The 16,774-nt window shown below is 69.4% G+C and carries 14 protein-coding genes and 1 pseudogene; 2 read left to right on the forward strand and 13 right to left on the reverse strand.

Annotated features, from left to right (window positions below; translation table 11 throughout):
- From VHW64_RS17140 to VHW64_RS17195, 12 genes and pseudogenes are all read right to left on the reverse strand, one after another.
- Nucleotides 1–1,301: pseudogene (locus tag VHW64_RS17140) on the reverse strand (DNA-directed RNA polymerase subunit beta); the annotation flags it as partial.
- Nucleotides 1,302–1,551: 250 nt separating this feature from the next.
- On the reverse strand, nucleotides 1,552–2,328 hold the full coding sequence (locus VHW64_RS17145) for a J domain-containing protein (RefSeq protein ID WP_329651791.1): 777 nt from the start codon (nucleotides 2,326–2,328) through the stop codon (nucleotides 1,552–1,554).
- Nucleotides 2,325–3,026 (reverse strand): hypothetical protein, encoded by a 702-nt coding sequence (locus VHW64_RS17150; protein ID WP_329651792.1) that lies wholly within the window; start codon nucleotides 3,024–3,026, stop codon nucleotides 2,325–2,327. Before VHW64_RS17150 ends, VHW64_RS17145 begins: the two co-directional genes overlap by 4 nt.
- Nucleotides 2,987–4,282 (reverse strand): MlaD family protein, encoded by a 1,296-nt coding sequence (locus tag VHW64_RS17155; RefSeq protein WP_329651793.1) that lies wholly within the window; start codon nucleotides 4,280–4,282, stop codon nucleotides 2,987–2,989. The genes VHW64_RS17150 and VHW64_RS17155 overlap by 40 nt, the downstream gene beginning before the upstream one ends.
- Complete coding sequence (locus VHW64_RS17160) at nucleotides 4,279–5,751, reverse strand: MCE family protein (protein WP_329651794.1); 1,473 nt, start codon at nucleotides 5,749–5,751, stop codon at nucleotides 4,279–4,281. The genes VHW64_RS17155 and VHW64_RS17160 overlap by 4 nt, the downstream gene beginning before the upstream one ends.
- Entirely contained in the window at nucleotides 5,748–6,902 is a 1,155-nt protein-coding gene (locus VHW64_RS17165) for an MCE family protein (RefSeq protein WP_329651795.1), read from the reverse strand. The genes VHW64_RS17160 and VHW64_RS17165 overlap by 4 nt, the downstream gene beginning before the upstream one ends.
- Before the next feature lies 1 nt (nucleotide 6,903).
- Complete coding sequence (locus VHW64_RS17170) at nucleotides 6,904–7,872, reverse strand: MCE family protein (RefSeq protein ID WP_329651796.1); 969 nt, start codon at nucleotides 7,870–7,872, stop codon at nucleotides 6,904–6,906.
- Nucleotides 7,869–8,900, reverse strand: a complete 1,032-nt coding sequence (locus VHW64_RS17175) for an MCE family protein (protein WP_329651797.1) — start codon at nucleotides 8,898–8,900, stop codon at nucleotides 7,869–7,871. The genes VHW64_RS17170 and VHW64_RS17175 overlap by 4 nt, the downstream gene beginning before the upstream one ends.
- Complete coding sequence (locus tag VHW64_RS17180; RefSeq protein ID WP_329651798.1) at nucleotides 8,897–10,225, reverse strand: MCE family protein; 1,329 nt, start codon at nucleotides 10,223–10,225, stop codon at nucleotides 8,897–8,899. Before VHW64_RS17180 ends, VHW64_RS17175 begins: the two co-directional genes overlap by 4 nt.
- 2 nt (nucleotides 10,226–10,227) lie before the next feature.
- Nucleotides 10,228–11,055: an ABC transporter permease gene (locus VHW64_RS17185; RefSeq protein WP_329651799.1), complete on the reverse strand. Its 828-nt coding sequence runs from the start codon at nucleotides 11,053–11,055 to the stop codon at nucleotides 10,228–10,230.
- A 9-nt stretch (nucleotides 11,056–11,064) separates the two neighbouring features.
- Nucleotides 11,065–11,850 carry an ABC transporter permease gene (locus tag VHW64_RS17190; RefSeq protein ID WP_329651800.1) on the reverse strand — a complete coding sequence of 262 codons (786 nt, stop codon included), beginning with the start codon at nucleotides 11,848–11,850 and terminating at the stop codon, nucleotides 11,065–11,067.
- A 3-nt stretch (nucleotides 11,851–11,853) separates the two neighbouring features.
- Nucleotides 11,854–12,813: an ABC transporter ATP-binding protein gene (locus VHW64_RS17195; RefSeq protein ID WP_329651801.1), complete on the reverse strand. Its 960-nt coding sequence runs from the start codon at nucleotides 12,811–12,813 to the stop codon at nucleotides 11,854–11,856.
- 312 nt (nucleotides 12,814–13,125) lie between these two features.
- Here VHW64_RS17195 and VHW64_RS17200 point away from each other — a divergent pair, with 312 nt between their 5' ends.
- A complete protein-coding gene (locus VHW64_RS17200; RefSeq protein ID WP_329651802.1) occupies nucleotides 13,126–14,541 on the forward strand; it encodes an HNH endonuclease signature motif containing protein in 1,416 nt (471 codons plus the stop codon).
- A gap of 51 nt (nucleotides 14,542–14,592) precedes the next feature.
- Here VHW64_RS17200 and VHW64_RS17205 read toward each other — a convergent pair whose 3' ends face one another.
- Nucleotides 14,593–15,723, reverse strand: coding sequence for an LCP family protein (locus VHW64_RS17205; protein ID WP_329651803.1), 1,131 nt, complete (start codon nucleotides 15,721–15,723; stop codon nucleotides 14,593–14,595).
- Between the two features lie 136 nt (nucleotides 15,724–15,859).
- On the opposite strand from VHW64_RS17205, the gene VHW64_RS17210 reads away from it, so the two are divergent.
- A complete protein-coding gene (locus tag VHW64_RS17210) occupies nucleotides 15,860–16,768 on the forward strand; it encodes a DMT family transporter (RefSeq protein WP_329651804.1) in 909 nt (302 codons plus the stop codon).
- The last annotated feature ends 6 nt before the right edge of the window (nucleotides 16,769–16,774 follow it).

A 16,774-nucleotide genomic window follows, 5' to 3' on the forward strand; every position in this document is an offset into this window, starting at 1 on the left:
TTGGTCTGGTCCATGAACTGGCTCAGCTGGGAGGTGCCGAAGAACTCCTTCAGCGCCGCCACGACGGGACGGATGTTGATCAGGGACTGCGGCGTGATCGCCTCGACGTCCTGGGTCGTCATCCGCTCGCGGACCACCCGCTCCATGCGGGCCAGGCCGGTGCGGAGCTGGTTCTGGATCAGCTCGCCGACCGTGCGCATGCGACGGTTGCCGAAGTGGTCGATGTCGTCGGCCTGGACCTCGATCGGCTTGTCGTCGGCGTCGACGTACGTCGTGCCGGCCTTGTCGACCAGGTCGAGGTCACCGTTGTGCAGCCTGACGATGTAGCGGATCACCGCGACGACGTCGTCGATGGTCAGCGTCTGCTGGTCGAAGGCCTCGTGCAGGCCGAGCTTCTTGTTGATCTTGTAGCGGCCGACCTTGGCCAGGTCGTAGCGCTTGGGGTTGAAGTAGTAGTTGTTGAGCAGCGTCTGCGCGGCCTCGCGCGTCGGCGGCTCGCCCGGGCGCAGCTTGCGGTAGATGTCGAGCAGCGCGTCGTCCTGGGTCTCGGTGTGGTCCTTCTCCAGGGTGAGCCGGATCGACTCGTAGTCGCCGAACTCCTCGAGGATCTGCTCGTTGGTCCACCCGAGGGCCTTGAGCAGCACCGTGACGTTCTGCTTGCGCTTGCGGTCGAGGCGGACCCCGACCATGTCGCGCTTGTCGATCTCGAACTCCAGCCAGGCGCCCCGGCTCGGGATCACCTTGGCGGTGAAGATGTCCTTGTCGGAGGTCTTGTCGGCGGTCTTCTCGAAGTACACGCCGGGTGAGCGCACGAGCTGGCTGACCACGACCCGCTCGGTACCGTTGATGATGAAGGTGCCGCGCGGGGACATGAGCGGGAAGTCGCCCATGAACACGGTCTGGCCCTTGATCTCACCGGTCTCGTTGTTGGTGAACTCGGCCGAGACGTAGAGCGGTGCGGAGTAGGTGAAGTCCTTCTCCTTGCACTCCTCGACGGTGTACTTCGGGTCGTAGAACACGGGGTTCTCGAACGAGAGGCTCATCGTCTCGGAGAAGTCCTCGATCGGGGAGATCTCCTCGAAGATCTCCTGGAGACCGGACTTGTGGGAGACGTCCTCGCCCGCAGCCTCGCGGAGCGCGACCTGGTCCTGCCAGGCGTCGTTGCCGATCAGCCAGTTGAAGCTGTCGGTCTGGAGAGAGAGGAGCTTGGGAACTTCGAGCGGTTCGCTGATCTTCGCGAACGAGATGCGCTTCGGAGAGGAGGTGGACGAGGAGCTGGCGGTGGTGCGCGCGGCCAAGATCGGTCCTTCGACGAATGCTGGCGGAGAGCAGCCCGACCACCACAGAATCAGCCACCGGGCAGGCGATCAGCATTTGAGGGCAGGCGCAAAGAGAGATCGTACCCCAAGAAGGGTGCGCACCACAAACAACGTCCGACCGCTCTCACACGGCAGAGCCGAACGACTCCACGAGTGTGAACCGAGGACGCGCCCAGGTCAAGCACTTCCCCACAGACCCGGCCTCGGGTGTCGCCGCCGGTGCGGAGGCCGCTCAGCTCTGGAGGTTGGTGCTGAGGTCGTCGACGAGCCACTGGCCGCCGACCCGGGTCATGGTGACGGTGACCTGGTTCTTGTAGACGACCGGCACCTTGGGGTGCTGCTTGTTGCGGGTGACCTGGTCGACGAAGACGAGGACGTCGACCCGGTCGGTCCCGGAGCGGACGACCCCCGACGCGACGTACCGCGCCTTGACGACGGTCCCGGTGCGAGGCGCGTTCTGCCGGATCACGGCGAAGAGCTTCTGGTACTGCTGCTCGTAGCCGGAGGTCAGGTAGGGCTCGGCGGCGGACTCGCTCTGGTCGAGGTGGTGGGCGTCGTAGGACAGCAGTGGCACGATCGCGCGCTCGGCGGCGGCCTGGGCCGCCTGGGTGTCGCCCTCGACCGCGGCGTCCGACGGCTTGCTCGCCAGCACGCCCGCCACGACCAGCGCGGCGGCGACGAGCCCCGCCAACGCGACCAGCGCCCAGCCCGGGACCAGCGGCAGCCGGCGCCGGCCGGTCGGGACGGGCTCGACCTGCTCGGCCAGCTCGACCTGCTCGACCTGCTCGACCGGCTCGGGGACCTCGTCGGCGGAGATCGACCCGGCCAGCTCCGCGTCGTACGCCGCGCGGCGGGCGGGGTCCAGGAGCACCTCGGCCGCCTGGCTGAAGACCCGGAACCGACGGTCGGTGGGGTCCAGCTCGGCGACGGAGCTCCGCCAGGCGGCGCGCACCTCGTCGGAGGTGGCGGCGGGCTCCACGTCCAGGACGTCGTACCAGCTGGCGTTCATCGCGAGCTCACCGGCTCGTAGTCGTCGACCAGCCAGCGGCCGTCGATCCGGTCCAGGGTGACCCGCAGCCGGAACGGCGCCGGCTCGCCGGTCGAGACCTGCTTGCCCTTGGCGTTCCTGGCGCTCTGGCTGATCGCCCCGGCCACGAGCACCTGGGCGGAGTCGCTGTCGACGACCTCGACGCCCGTGGAGTAGACCGCGCAGGTGCGCTGGATGCCGTAGTTCTTCACGCTCTGCTCGGCCACCGGGACCGTCTGGTCGAAGGAGACGGCGAACTTCGGCGTGATCACCGAGGTCACGCGGGCGCGGTAGGCCGGCATCCGGCCCTGGGAGTCGAGCAGCGACGGCCCGTAGGTGTTGACCCGCATCACGAACTGCTGGGTCGTGCTCATCACCGCCTCCCGCTCGGCCTGGACGCCGGCCGCGGCACCGGTGCGGTGCGAGCGGAGCACGCCGACCCAGGCCAGGGCTGCGACCAGGCCGACGGCGAGGACCACCGCCAGGACGAGCCGGAACGCCGCCGCCCGAGGCGCCGACGCCTCTGCCTCGGACCTCTCGGGGCCGGCCTCGTCGGTGGCCAGATGCTCCTCGGTGGCCTGGGGCTCTTCGGTCGCCTCGGGCTCTTCGGTGGCCTCGGACCCGTCGGCGACCTCGTCGGTCACCTCCGGGTGGCGGTCAAGGGCTGGAGAAACAGCCATTTCCATGTCTCCTCTCGAAGCGTCGCGGGGGCGGGGCTCCCCGAGTCCGCGAGGCGGGCGGGGACACCGGGTCCCCAGGTCAGTCGATGGGTGGTCGGGTCGAAGGAGGCCACCGGGGTGCGGTACGCCGCACCCGGACGGTTGGCCGGCGCGTGCTGCGCGCCGCGGGCGTCGGACTCCGAGGCCGGCTCGGAGCAGTGCGCCTTGGTGTTCATCGGCCGGTTCGAGCCGTCCTGCGGCGGACGGCGGTCGGTGCTCTCGTAGCCCGCGTGGCAGACCTCGGGGTCGTTGGTCAGCACCAGCCCGAAGTGCGCGTCGTACAGGCCGGTCTCGGGCGACTTCGAGACGACGGTGAAGCCGCTCTCGACGACGTAGGGGTAGACCACGAGCACCTGGCGCAGGCCGGCCAGGTGCTTGACCACGATGTTGCCGGTGGTGACCAGGTTGTCGATCAGGCTGGCCAGGTCGACGTCGTTGTCCTGCAAGAAGCCGCGCAGCTCGGTCGCCGTGGCCGAGCCGCTGTCGATGACCCTCCGGAGGTCTCGGTCGTGTCCGGCGAGGGTGCCGGAGAAGAGCCTCAGGTCGCGGGCGAAGGACCGGATGGCGTCCGAGCTCGCGACCTGGCCCCGCAGCACCGTGTCGCCGTCGCGCAGCAGGCCGGTGGTCACGTCGAAGTTGCGGTTGGCCGCGTCGATGAACGACGTGCCGGTGTCGATGATCCGCTGGAGGTCCAGCCCGGTGCCGCCGAACGCCTGGCCGAGCGAGTGCACCGTCGTGCGCAGCGACCCGCGATGCACCGACTCGACGGTGTTCGAGATGTCGCCGAGCAGCTTCTGGGTGGGCAGCGGCGTGCGGGTGTCGGCCATCGCGATCTGCGAGCCGTCGTGGAGGAACGGGCCGCTGTCCGTCTTCGGCTGGAGGTCGACGTACTGCTCGCCGACGGCCGACCGGTTCCCGACGACGGCCAGGGTGTCGGCGGGGATCCTGCCGTCCCAGCCGCGGTCGATGTCGAGGTAGGCGTCGACCCCGTTGCGCGTCAGGACCAGCCGGTGCACCTGGCCGACGGGGACGCCGCGGTAGGAGACCAGGCCGCCGGCGTACATGCCGCCGGAGTCCTTGAAATGCGCGACCACGGTGTACTGCGTGCTGTAGAAGAGGCGGTTCAGCTGGGCGTACCTCGCGCCCACGAAGCTGACTCCGAGCATCGTGATCAGCGCGAAGATGGCGAGCTGCACCTTGGTACGACGGGTGATCACGGGCTCATCACCATCCCGGGTACCAGGAGGTCGACCAGCGCCGGGTCGTACATCTTGGACAGCTCTCGCATCGTCGGACCGCGTGGCCCGAACGACGTACGACGCACGCCCAGCGCGGGCGTCCGGAGCACGCCGCCCAGGATGCTGGTCAGGATGCTGGTCGGCAGGCTGAGCGACGGCCCGCCGGTGGGCAGGGTCGGCAGCGCGTCGAGCACCTGGCAGACCGGGTTGTCGTCGTTCTTCTTCTTCTTGCACCTCGCGACGAGCCTGGCCAGCTCCTGCGGGTCGGCCAGCACGGCCCGGCAGGCCTTGCTGGTGATGTCGCCGCTCTGGAGGCACTTCGTCACGTCGCCGAGGATCTTGGTGACCTCCGAGGTCGGCACGCTGGTCGGCAGTCCCGTCGGCAGGGTGGGGAGCTTCGTCGGCAGCCCGGTCGGGATCGGCAGGCTGCCGTTCTGGTCCAGCGAGATGTCGAACTTGATGTCGAGGTTGGTGTAGTCGCCCATCTGGAGGTTGCGCGCGACCTGCGGGTCGCGGCCGACGACCGCGTCGACGAACGGGTAGGTGAGGGCGACGCTGAAGGCGTTGACGAAGTTGCTGCCCGACGCCTGGAGCTGCCCGAGGACGGGGTTGAGCTGACGCAGGGTGTCGATGGTGGCGCTCTTCGACAGGCTGATCACCCGGGTCCCCACGCCGCTGAGGTGGTCGAGCGCCTTCAGCGTCTTGACCAGGTCGTGCCGTTGGGTGTCGATCGAGCGCAGCGCGCCGGGCAGCTCGTCGAGGGTGGCGTCGACCGTGTCGCGCTGGCGGTTCAGCGACCTCGAGAGCCGGTCCAGGGCGTCGAGCGCGTCGACGATGTCGTGCTTGTGGCGGTCGAGCTGACCGCTGAAGTCGCGGATCTGGTGCAGCACCGACCGGGCATCGCCCTCGTGCCCGTGCAGGGTGTTGTCGAGCTCGTGGGTGATCGTCTGGAGCTGGCCGACCCCGCCGCCGTTCAGCAGCAGGCTGAGGGCACCCAGGACCTGCTCCACCTCCGGGTTCTGGCCGGTATGCGCCATCGGGATCACGTCGCCGTTGGACAGGGGGTTGGGACTCGGGTCGCTGGGCGCGGCCAGCTCGACGAACTTCTCGCCGAGCAGGCTGGTCTGCTGGATCGTGGCGACCGCGTTGTCGGGCAGCCTGGTGTTGTTGCGCAGCTGCATCGTCACCACCGCGTGGTAGCCCTGGAGCGAGACGTCGGTGATCTTGCCGACCGTCACGTCGTCGACCTTGACCGTCGAGTCCGGCACCAGGTCGAGCACGTCACGGAAGTCCGCGGTGACCGTGATCGGGGCGCTCCCGACGTCCGGCCCACCGGGCAGCGGCAGCTTGTAGACGTCGAACGAGCAGCCGCCGAGCAAGAGCGCGGCGGTCAGGAGCAGGACCACTGCTCGCAGCAGGCTCCGAAGCGTTGCGCGAGGACTGGTCATCGACCCACCTCCACGAGCCCGCCCAGCGTGGGGTCGCTGCGCTGCGCCTGGTCGCCCGTCGTACGCCGGCCGTCGCTGCCGAGGGCGGCCGGGCGGTTCTTGCCGAGCAGCTGCTGGATCACGCCGCACGACTGACCACCCTGGTCGGCCTGCTCGAGGATCCCGCACAGGAAGGTGGACGGGTCGGAGGTGATCTGGTGGCCCAGCTCGCCGATGTTCGCGCGGGTGTCGAGGGTGCCGGCCTGCGGGTTGTAGGTCAGGGCGAGGTTGTTGAGCGCCAGCGGCGCGTTGCGCAGGGTCTCGGCCAGCGCCGTGCGCTGCTTGACCAGGATCTGAGTGACCTCGTCGAGGCCCGAGATGTTGCGGCTCAGGGCCGCGCGGTTGTCGCGGACGAAGCCGGAGACCTGCTTCAGGGCGATGCCCAGGTCGTGCAGGGACGCCGCGAGGTCGCCGCGCTCCCCCTTCAGCATCCCGGACACCTGCGCCAGCGTCTGGTTGAAGCTGCGGACCGTGTGGTCGTTGCGCGACAGCGTGTGCACGAAGCCCTCGAGCTGACGCACGGAGCCGAAGAGGTTGCCCTTGTTGTCGGCCAGGGTCCCGCTGAGACGCGCGAAGCTCGCGATCGTCCGGTGGAACTTCTTGCCCTGCCCACCGAAGTTGGCGGCCGTGGTGTCCAGCAGGTCGGTCAGCGCGCCCTTCTTGTTGGCGCCGTTCGGTCCCAGCGCGGTGGTGAGGTCGTCCAGGCTGGAGTAGATCTGGTCGAGCTCGAGCGGCACCGCCGTGTGCTTCTGGTCCAGCGTCGCGCCGTCTCCGAGCACCGGCCCGCTGGTGTAGACGGGCGTGAGCTGGACGAAGCGGTCGCCCACGATGGACGGCGAGACGATGACCGCCTTGGCGTCGGCGGGCAGCCTCACATCGGCGTCGTAGTGCATGGTGACCACGACCTGGGTGCCCGAGGGCGTCACCGAGTCCACCTTCCCGACGGGGACCCCGAGCACGCGCACGTCGCTGCCGTCGTAGAGCGACACCGCCCGCGGGAAGTCCGCCGTCAGGGTCTTCTCGTGACCGCCCTGGAACACGAAGACGACCAGCGCGGCGACGACGAGGGCGAGCACCACCGCAGGGGCCAGGATCTTGGCGAGGAGGTTCATCTCAGCCACCCACCTGCGGGACGGGCGGGATGTTCTGGATGTAGGTGTCGAACCACGGGCCGTTGCCCAGCGTGTTGGCGAACACCCGGTAGAACGGGGCCAGGAGCCGGATGCTCTGGCTGATGTTGTCGGAGTTCTTGTTGAGCACGTCGACGAAGCTGCTGAGATGCTCCAGGGCGGGCCGGAGGTCGGCCCGGCTCTGCTTGACCAGGCTCGTCAGCTGGGTCGAGAGCTGCGCGGTGGACGTCAGCAGGTTGTGGATGGCCTGCCGCCGCTTGACCAGCGCCTTGAACAGGACCGCCGAGTCCTGCATCAGCCCGACGATGTCCTGGTCGCGTGCGTTGAGGGTCGTCGTCACACTGCGCAGGTGGCCGAGCAGCGTGCCGATCTCCTCGTTGCGCGAGGCGAGGTCGTCCGAGAGCGCGGAGACGCCGGACAGCGCGTGCCGGAAGCTCTTCGGGGTGTTGCGGGTCAGGTCCGCGAGCGTGGTCAGGCTCCGGGCGAGCTGATGGGTCTTGATCCGCGCAGACGTGCTGGCCAGTCCCGAGAACGCCTGCACCACGTCGTACGGCGAGGTCGTCCGAGAGACGGGGATCGTGCTGCCCTTCGGCAGCCGGCCGGGCCCGGCCGGGACCACGGCGAGGTACTCCGCACCGAGCAGCGTGCCGATCTTGATGGCGGCCTGGGAGTCGGTGCCGAAGGCGGCCCCGCTGGTGATCCGGAACGCGACCTTGACGTGGTCGCCGTCCAGGGAGACCGAGTCGACCTTGCCGACGCGAACTCCGGCGATGCGGACCTCGTCGTTGGCCTGGAGGCCGCCGGCCTCGCTGAAGTCGGCGTAGTACCTGCTGCCCCCGCCGATGATCGGGAGCCGCTGGGCGTTGAAGGCGAGGAGGATCAGCCCGAGCACCACGGCGAGGCTGATCGCCCCGACCACGACCGGGTTGCGCTCTCTGAACGGGACGCTCATTGCAGGTTGCACCTGTTCGAGCCGGTGTCGTAGCTCACGGGCACCGCGGTCTTGCCCAGCCGGATCTGGCCGGTGAAGTTGCAGAGGTAGAAGTTGAACCAGGAGCCGTAGATCGCGGTGCGGCCGACCTTGGTCAGCTTGATCGGGAGCACCTGGAGGGCGCGGTCGATCTCTGGCCGGCCCTTGTCGAGGTTGGCCGCGAAGCCGCGCAGGTGGTGGATGTCGGACACGAACGGGCCCCGGATGCCGGAGACCAGGTCGGCGGTCTGGGTCGAGAGGTTCGAGATCTGGTCCAGCGAGCCGAGGATGGCGCCGCGGTCCTTCTTCAACCCGCCCACGAACTGCTGGAACGTCGTGATCAGCTGGTTGAGCTGTCGGTTGCGCCGGCCGACGTGGTCGAGCACGGAGTTCAGGTTGGAGATCAGGCTCCCGATCACCTGGTCGCGGTCCGCCAGGGTCTGGGTCAGCGACGCGGTGTGGGTCAGCAGGTCGTCCAGGGTGCCGCCCTGGCCCTGGAAGACCTGGATGATCTCGTAGGAGAGCTCGTTGACGTCGGACGGCGAGAGCGCCTGGAACAGCGGCTTGAAGCCGTTGAAGAGGACGGTGAGGTCGAGTGCCGGCGAGGTGTGCGAGATGGGGATCGTGGTCCCGGGTGTCAGGACGCTCGTGCTCCCGATCTCGTTGGTCAGGGCGACGTAGCGCTGCCCGACGAGGTTGCGGTAGCGGATCTCGGCGTGGGTCGACTGCGTCAGCGCCGTGCTGCTCTGCACGTCGAAGGTCACCAGGGCCCGGGAGCGGTCGACGATCGAGATGCCCTTGACCGACCCGACCTTCACGCCCGCGATGCGCACGTCGTCGCCCTTGTTCAGCCCCGTCGCGTCGGAGAACTCCGCCTTGTAGGTCTTGGTCGAGCCGAAGCTGAGGTTGCCGATGATGATCGCGAGGACGCTGGTGGCCAGCGCCGTGACCACCATGAAGACGAGCAGCTTCACCAGCGCTGACATGGTCTTGCGGTCGAGGCCGCTCATCGCAGCGAGACCTTCGCTCCGCGAGCCATCGGCCCGATCAGGACCACCCCGAGGTCGGGCACCTCGCTCGGCGTCTCGCCCAACGGGGCCGCGAGCAGGCTCTTGAGCAGGCCCGCCTCGGCCGTGCCGTCGGCGTACCCGGTCCCGCGGGTGAAGTCCTCGGCGTACGGCGGCGCGACGCGGTCGGTGCCCTTGCCGGTCGGGCTGTTGATGCCGTCGACGAAGTTGGGCTGGTGGCGCAGCGGGTTGGTCTGGCTCTCCGGCGGGTCGGGCAGGCGCAGGCAGCTGGGCGCGCGGGAGTCGCCGTACACCGGGTTGTCGGCGGGGGTGTAGCCCCGCGGCTGGTTCGGGATCGTCTCGAGCACGATGTGGAGCGTGAACCCGCGGAAGGCCTGGGCCTCACGCTTGCCGGCGTTCACCAGACCGCCGAGCAGGCAGGGGTACTCCGGGGCGTAGCGCGCGAGCAGCCGCGCCTGGGCGCTGCTCACCTGACCCAGCCTGATGATGTTGTCGCCGTTGTCGCGCAGGAAGTCGTGGGCGGTGTCGGAGAACGCCGTCACGTCGGTGAACAGGGCCTGGAGCTGCTGGTGCCGATCCTCCAGGGTGCCCGTGGTCTTGACCGTGTTCCGCAGGATCTGGGCGATCTCGGGCGTCACGTCCGCGTAGGTGTTCGAGACCTTCGTGGTGAGCCTCAGGTCGCGCACGATCTGCGGGATCTGAGGGTTGACCCGCTCGAGGTAGTGGTCGACGGTCGCCAGGTCATTGCCGAGTGCCTTGCCGCGACCCTCGAGTGCGGTCGAGATCGCATTCAGCGTCAGGTTGATGTCCGCCGGCTGGACGGTGCGCAGGAGCGGGTACAGGTCGGCGAGCACCTTCTGCACCTCGACCGGAACCTGGGTGTGCGGGATCGTCGCACCCGGCCGGAGCGAGGTCGCAGCGGGCTGGTCGCCGGGGACGACGAGCGAGACGTACTTCTCGCCGAACAGGGTCTTCGGCACGATGGCGCCGGTGACGTTGCCGGGAATCGTGTGCAGCTGGCTGGGGAAGATGCCGAGCCGCACGCGAGCGCCCTGGTCGGTGGCGCTGAAGCCCAGCACCTCGCCCACGATCACGCCGCGGATCTTGACGTCGGCTCGCTCGGGCATCTGGAGGCCGATCGACGGGGCGTCGAGGGTGACCTCGTCGAAGCGGGTGAACTTCTGGGTGAACACCCCGTAGGTCAGCCACACGCCGGCGAGGAGCAGGCACAGGAACGCGATCCCCAGCGCTTTGAGTCGCAGTGCTGGGAGTGCTCTCAGCCGCGGTGCAGATCCGGTCGTAGGCATGGTCAGCCAGCCAGCCGGACCGTGGTGACGGCTCCCCAGATCGCCATGGAGAGGAACAGGTCGATCACGTTGATCGCCACGATGCTCGTGCGCACCGCCTTGCCGACCGCGATGCCCACCCCCGCCGGACCACCGGAGGCGTTGTAGCCGTAGTAGCAGTGGATGAGGATCACCGTCACGGCGAAGACCAGGACCTTGCCGAACGACCAGAGCACGTCTTGAGGCGGCAGGAACGTGTGGAAGTAGTAGTCGTAGGTGCCGGTGCTCTGGCCGAAGAACCGGGTGACCGTCAGCCGGGTGGCGTAGTACGACGAGACCAGCCCCACGACGTACAGCGGGATGATCGCGAGCAGCCCGCCCACCACGCGGGTGCTGACCAGGAACGGCAGCGATGGCACGGCCATCACCTCGAGGGCGTCGACCTCCTCCGAGATCCGCATCGCGCCCAGCTGGGCGGTGAAGCCGCAGCCCACCGTCGCCGCCAGGGCGATGCCGGCGACCAGAGGTGCGATCTCACGGGTGTTGAAGTAGGCGGAGACGAACCCGGAGAACGCGGCCGTGCCGATCTGGTTCAGGGCGGCGTAGCCCTGGAGACCCACCTCGGTGCCGGTGAAGAAGCACATCGCCGTGATGACCCCGACCGTGCCCCCGATGACCGCGAGTGCGCCCGAGCCCAAGGTGATCTCGGCGAGGATGCGCAGGATCTCCTTCTTGTACTGCGAGACCGTCTTGGGGGTCCACGCGATGGCGCGGATGAAGAACGCCAGCTGGGCGCCCAGCTCGTCCAGGCTGCGCAGGGGCCTCTGGTAGACCGCTTTGAGGTTCGCCATCAGCCCCGCCTATCCGGTCTTCGCCGGGACGAGCTGGAAGTAGATCGCGCTCATCACGAAGTTGACGACGAAGAGGAGCATGAAGGAGACGACGACCGACTCGTTGACCGCGTCGCCGACCCCCTTCGGACCGCCGCCGGCGTTCATCCCCTTGTACGACGCGACGATGGCCGCGATCAGGCCGAAGACCAGGGCCTTGGCCATGCCTTGGTAGAGGTCGGGCAGCTGTGCGAGGGCCGTGAAGCTGGCGATGTAGGCGCCCGGCGTCCCCCCTTGCATGACCACGTTGAAGACGTAGCCACCGGCGACCCCGACGACGCTGACCAGGCCGTTGAGGAAGACCGCGACCAGCATGCACGCGAGCACCCGCGGCACGACCAGGCGCTGGATCGGGTCGATGCCCAGCACCATCATCGCGTCGAGCTCCTCGCGGATCTTGCGCGCCCCGAGGTCGGCGGCGATCGCGGACCCGCCGGCCCCGGCGATCAGCAGCGAGGTCGCGATCGGCCCGGCCTCTCGGACCACCGCCAGCACGGCCGCCGAGCCGGTGAACGACTGGGCCCCGAACTGCTCGATGAGCCCGCCGACCTGGAGGGCGATCACCGCGCCGAACGGGATCGCCACCAGCGCGGTGGGAACGATCGTGACCGAGGCGATGAACCACGCCTGCTGGATGAACTCACGGAGCTGGAACGGGCGCCGGAAGATGCCCCGGCCGACGTCGAGGCCGAAGGCGAAGAGCCGGCCGGCGGTCCCGATCGGAGCCAGGACGCGTGCTGCGGTGATGGTGGCCATCGCTCACGCACCCGGGCTCATGGTCATGTTCTGCTCGAAGGAGCTCGGCGGTGGCGTCACGCCGTTCTCCCGACACCAGTCGCCGGCGGCCCTCTGGCTCCGCCGCGGAATGCCGTTGGAGGGCTCCAGCTGAAGCGGGATCGGTGGCAGCGGCGGCAGCTCCACGCCGAGCTGCCGCTCGGCCTCGAGCTCGTCGGCGTCCTTCTCCTCCGACATCCCGATCGGTCCGATGGTCTGCGCGTTGAGGAACTGGCGAACCACCGGCTCCTGCGACGACAGCAGCATCTCGCGCGGACCGAACATCGCCAGGTGCTTGTGGTACAGCAGACCGATGTTGTCCGGGACCGTGCGCGCGGTGTTGATGTCGTGGGTGACGATCAGGAAGGTCGCGTCTATCTGCGCGTTCAGGTCGACGATGAGCTGGTTGAGGAACGACGTGCGCACCGGGTCCAGACCGGAGTCCGGCTCGTCGAAGAGCACGATCTCCGGGTCCAGGACGAGTGCCCGCGCAAGGCCCGCGCGCTTGCGCATGCCGCCGGAGATCTCGCCGGGCAGCTTGCCCTCGGCGCCGACGAGCCCGACGAGGTCCATCTTCTCCATCACGATCTGTCGGATCTCCGACTCGGACTGCCGCGTGTGCTCGCGGAGCGGGAACGCGACGTTGTCGTAGAGGTTCATCGAGCCGAACATCGCGCCGTCCTGGAACAGGACGCCGAACAGCTTGCGGATCTCGTAGAGCTGACGCTCGGGGCACGACGTGATGTCGACGCCCTCGATGACGACGCTCCCGCGATCGGGCTTGAGCAGGCCGATCAGGGTCTTGAGCAGCACCGACTTGCCCGTGCCCGACGGGCCGAGCATCACGCAGATCTCTCCGGGCGGGACCGTCAGGGTGACGTCCCCCCAGATCAGCTGCTTGCCGAAGGACTTCGTCAGACCCTCGATCCGGATCTCCACGCCCATGGGTCTGCTGCCTCCCAAGGTGTCGCCGGCAACGCGGGGCCCGTCGCCGTGCTACCGATGTCAACGTCGTCGAGGCCGGGAGGTTACGCACGGGTGAACCTCGGCCCTGACGAGCGTGCCGGCGCCTCGTGCCCCCGTGCCGCCCGCTCAAACGCCAACCGGCAGGCGGTTGCGGTGAGAACGCGCTGACCGGACGGCCGCGGTGGACGTTCGGTGGCGCGAGTCGCCTCGAGAGATGACCATCCCAGGCTGGGCAGGCGGGGGTGTGGAGGACCGAGTCCAGCGGTCGGCACCTGCTGCTTGGCTAGGGCCATGTCGATCTCGGATCTGGACTCGCACCGCGTCGGTGGTGCCGGCGCCGCCGACGGCCCGGCCCAGGTGCTGGCCCGGGCCGCGACCGCCGTGCGCGAGCTCGACGAGACGATGTGGGCCGCGCAGTCCGACGCCGGCCTGGTCGGGGTCGTGGAGGCCGTCGAGGCGCTGCGCTCGGCCCTCGCGGCGGTGCAGGCCGGGGCCGTCGCCGAGGCCGACGCCCGCTGTCTGGCCAAGGACCAGCTGCACTACGGGTCGACCGGCGACTGGCTCACCCACCTGGCCGGGCTCCGCAAGGGCGGCGGCAAGCGGGTCACCGACCGCGCCCATGCCCTGACCGGGCCGTTGGCCGCGACCCGGCGAGCGATGGCCGCAGGCCGAGTCTCCCCCGAGCAGGCCGACGTCATCTGCGAGGCCGTCGACGCCCTGCCCTCGGGGGCGCCGGTGCGGCGTCGCGGTGAGACCGCCCTGCTCATCCACGCCACCAGCCTCGATGCCTCCGACCTGGCCCGAGCCGGGCGCCACCTGGTCCACGTCGTCGACCCCGACGCCCACGAGCGCCGACTGGAGCGCCGGCTCGACCGCGACGAGCGGGCATCCCACCTCGGGCGCACCCTCTCCATCGCCTCGGACGGCGCCGGGGGAGTCCGTCTCCAGGGGCGTGGGTCGGCCGAGGACGGTGCCCTGCTGAAGGCTGCGCTGCTCCCCCTGACCCGCCCGGCACCCTCAGCCGGGGCCGCGGTCGGCGACGAGGCCGGCAGGCCGACCACCGACCCCACCGACCACGGCGCCCGCCTGTGGGACGCCCTGGTCCAGACCGCCCATCACGCGCTGTCCACCGCCCTGCTGCCCGACGACCACGGCGCCCCGGCCCGCCTCACTGTCACCACCACCCTGACCGCCCTCCGACAAGGGCTACCTGCCGACGACCCCACCGATCGCGACCCCACCGGTCGCGACCCCGGGAGCGACCCCGGAGCGGGCGAGGCAGGCATCGGCCTGACCGGCGACGGCACCGAGCTCTCGGCGGCCACCATCCGACGGATGGCATGCGACGCCGAGATCATCCCCGCCGTCCTGGGCAGCCGCGGCGAGGTTCTGGACGTGGGTCGCGCCCGTCGCCTCGTCACCCCCACGATCTGGGTTGCCCTGATCCTTCGCGACCGGCATTGCGCGTTCCCCAGCTGCGCCCGACCGCCGGTGATGTGTCAGGCCCACCACATCACCGCCTGGTCAGCCGGCGGCCTGACGAAGCTCAGCAACCTCGTCCTGCTGTGCGGGCATCACCACCGGGTCGTCCATCACACGCCGTGGGAGGTCCGGCTCAGCCCCGTCGACCACAGACCCGAGTTCAGAGCGCCCCCGAAGCCCGACGTCGAGCAACCGTGGATCCGACAGCGACCACGGCGGACGTGACGGCCGGGCCTGGTGTCTCGAGCGACGTTTGGGCGCGGCGCGAGGTGCAGCCTAGGCGCAGACCCCAGCCGCCGCGGCCTGGGCCTTGGCCTCCGCGCTGGGGTGCCGTGGCCGGTGTCCGGCCCGCAGGGAGCCGTGGGTGAAGACACCGAGCGGCTGGTCCCGGTTGACGATCCTCATCAGGCGATAGGCCCCGGGCAGGACCTGCACGCGACCCCACCGCGGGTCGCTCTGCGGCACGTCGTACGCCTGGTTGGGCAGCGTGACGAACCGGATGTGCCGCAAGTCGATGTTGCGGAACTGTCGGGCGAGGTCGACCAGGTCCTTCACGTGGGCGATCTCGGGGTTGGTGGTGATCGAGCTGGTGAGGGCATTGGCGAAGCTGTAGAGCCGGTCGGGGCGGGTCAGGGTGCCGGCCGAGAGGAGCTTGTCGGTCATGGCGGACACGAAGACCTGCTGGCGCTTGATCCGTCCGAGGTCGGAGCCCGAGAGCACGTACCGAAGCCGGACGTAGGACAACGCCCGGTCGCCGTCGAGATGGACCGACTTGCCCGGTTCGAAGGTCACGTGGGCGACCGACGGGTCCGAGAGCTCGAAGGGGATGCACACGTTGACACCACCGATGGCGTTCACCATGTTCTTGAACCCGGCGAAGTCGACCACGACGTAGTCGTCGACGTAGACGTGGAGGTCCTGCTGTACCTCCTGCGCCGTGCATGCGGCTCCACCGGCGGCGTACGCCTGGTTCCACTCGACCAGACCGGTGTCGAGGTACTCGTGGTCGCGCGTGCAGGCGACCGGCTTCACCAGGGAGTCGCGCGGGATCGAGACGGCATACGCCGACGAGCGGTCGGCCGAGACGTGCACCAGGATCGTGGTGTCCGAGCAGTCGCACCCTGCCTCCCCGTCGATGGAGTCTCCAGCCCCAGAACGGCTGTCGGTCCCCAGGACGAGGATGTTGAGCGGTTCGGTCGACTCCCCCTGGTCCTGCTTCGGGATCCGCTTTCCGTGCTGATGCTGGATGCTGTTGCCGGCCTTGATGTTCCCGTCGAGGTGCAGCCAGGCGGCGTACACCGCGGTCGCCGTCAGCAGTGCGATCACGACCTGGGTCACCACGACGACGGTGACCAGGCTGATCTCGCCTCCAGGCCTCCCCCGACGCTTCCCCGAGCTCCTCGACATCCGGCAAGTGTTCCAGACGGTCCCTGACGCCTCGAGCCCGCTCTCCTGGCCGGGTCAGGTCATGCCAGATACTGAGGCGGTGAGGTCGGGTGGCGCTTCTGCTTCATCGACTCGCTCGTGGCATGGGCTGCTGCTCGTGTCGCTGGCCGGGATGATCTGGGGGACGACCGGGCCGGTCGTCCAGCTGACCGTGCGGCACTCAGCACTGTCACCCCTGACCATCAGCGCCTACCGAGCGCTGTCGGCGGCGATCGTCCTCGACCTCCTGCTCTGGGGCACCGGCCGAATGCGCCGGTCCGTCGCGTCGGGACGACGTCATCGAGGGCGTCTGGCGCTGGTCGGGGTCCTGATCGCCGCGTCCCAGCTGCTCTTCTTCGTGTCGGTGGAGTGGTCCGGCGTCAGTCTGTCGACCGTGATCTGCATGGGATTCGCCCCGAGCCTCCTGCTCGCGGTCACCAGCGCTGGGAGGCGCAGGCTTCCCTCGCCCGGTCAGGTGCTCACCGTCTCGACGGCGCTTGCCGGCCTGCTGCTCATCAGCCTCGTGGGAGGAGGCCGCGAGCACGCCCCGCACCCCGCGTTGGGGATTCTCGCCGCGCTGGGGGCCGGCGCCGCCTTCGCGTTCGCCGCTGATGCGGGAGCCACGGTGTCGAAGGACCTCGACGCCCTGACGATCACCGCCGCGATCATGAACGTCGCCACGCTCGTCCTCGTGCCGATCGACGTGGTCGTCGCCGTATCGGGCCGCGCGACCATGACGGCCGACACCGGGGTCTGGATGTTGGTCGCCTACCTCGCGGTCGGCGTGGTGGCGACCAACGCCTTGATGTTCGCCGGCCTGCGGAGCACGTCGAGCGCTGCCGCCGTGCTGGCTACGCTGATCGAGCCGGTCACGGCCGTGGTCATCGCCACGGCCTTCCTGGGAGAGCACCTGAGCCCGGCCGGGCTGCTGGGGTGCCTCCTGATCGTCACTGCCATCGCCAGCCTCGGTCGCTTCGAGGAGCAGGCCCCCCACCCCGAGCCTGCGATCACGCCCACTCCGCTGTGAGGTGTG

Source organism: Nocardioides sp. (genome assembly GCF_036267815.1).
GTDB lineage: Bacteria > Actinomycetota > Actinomycetes > Propionibacteriales > Nocardioidaceae > Nocardioides.

Excerpts from the sequence above, each read along its gene's own strand:
- VHW64_RS17145 (WP_329651791.1), bottom strand. The coding sequence starts at position 2,328 with ATGAACGCCAGCTGGTACGACGTCCTGGACGTGGAGCCCGCCGCCACC.
- VHW64_RS17150 (WP_329651792.1), bottom strand. The coding sequence starts at position 3,026 with ATGGCTGTTTCTCCAGCCCTTGACCGCCACCCGGAGGTGACCGACGAG.
- VHW64_RS17160 (WP_329651794.1), bottom strand. The coding sequence starts at position 5,751 with ATGACCAGTCCTCGCGCAACGCTTCGGAGCCTGCTGCGAGCAGTGGTC.
- VHW64_RS17165 (WP_329651795.1), bottom strand. The coding sequence starts at position 6,902 with ATGAACCTCCTCGCCAAGATCCTGGCCCCTGCGGTGGTGCTCGCCCTC.
- VHW64_RS17170 (WP_329651796.1), bottom strand. The coding sequence starts at position 7,872 with ATGAGCGTCCCGTTCAGAGAGCGCAACCCGGTCGTGGTCGGGGCGATC.
- VHW64_RS17175 (WP_329651797.1), bottom strand. The coding sequence starts at position 8,900 with ATGAGCGGCCTCGACCGCAAGACCATGTCAGCGCTGGTGAAGCTGCTC.
- VHW64_RS17180 (WP_329651798.1), bottom strand. The coding sequence starts at position 10,225 with ATGCCTACGACCGGATCTGCACCGCGGCTGAGAGCACTCCCAGCACTG.
- VHW64_RS17185 (WP_329651799.1), bottom strand. The coding sequence starts at position 11,055 with ATGGCGAACCTCAAAGCGGTCTACCAGAGGCCCCTGCGCAGCCTGGAC.
- VHW64_RS17190 (WP_329651800.1), bottom strand. The coding sequence starts at position 11,850 with ATGGCCACCATCACCGCAGCACGCGTCCTGGCTCCGATCGGGACCGCC.
- VHW64_RS17195 (WP_329651801.1), bottom strand. The coding sequence starts at position 12,813 with ATGGGCGTGGAGATCCGGATCGAGGGTCTGACGAAGTCCTTCGGCAAG.
- VHW64_RS17200 (WP_329651802.1), top strand. The coding sequence starts at position 13,126 with ATGTCGATCTCGGATCTGGACTCGCACCGCGTCGGTGGTGCCGGCGCC.
- VHW64_RS17205 (WP_329651803.1), bottom strand. The coding sequence starts at position 15,723 with ATGTCGAGGAGCTCGGGGAAGCGTCGGGGGAGGCCTGGAGGCGAGATC.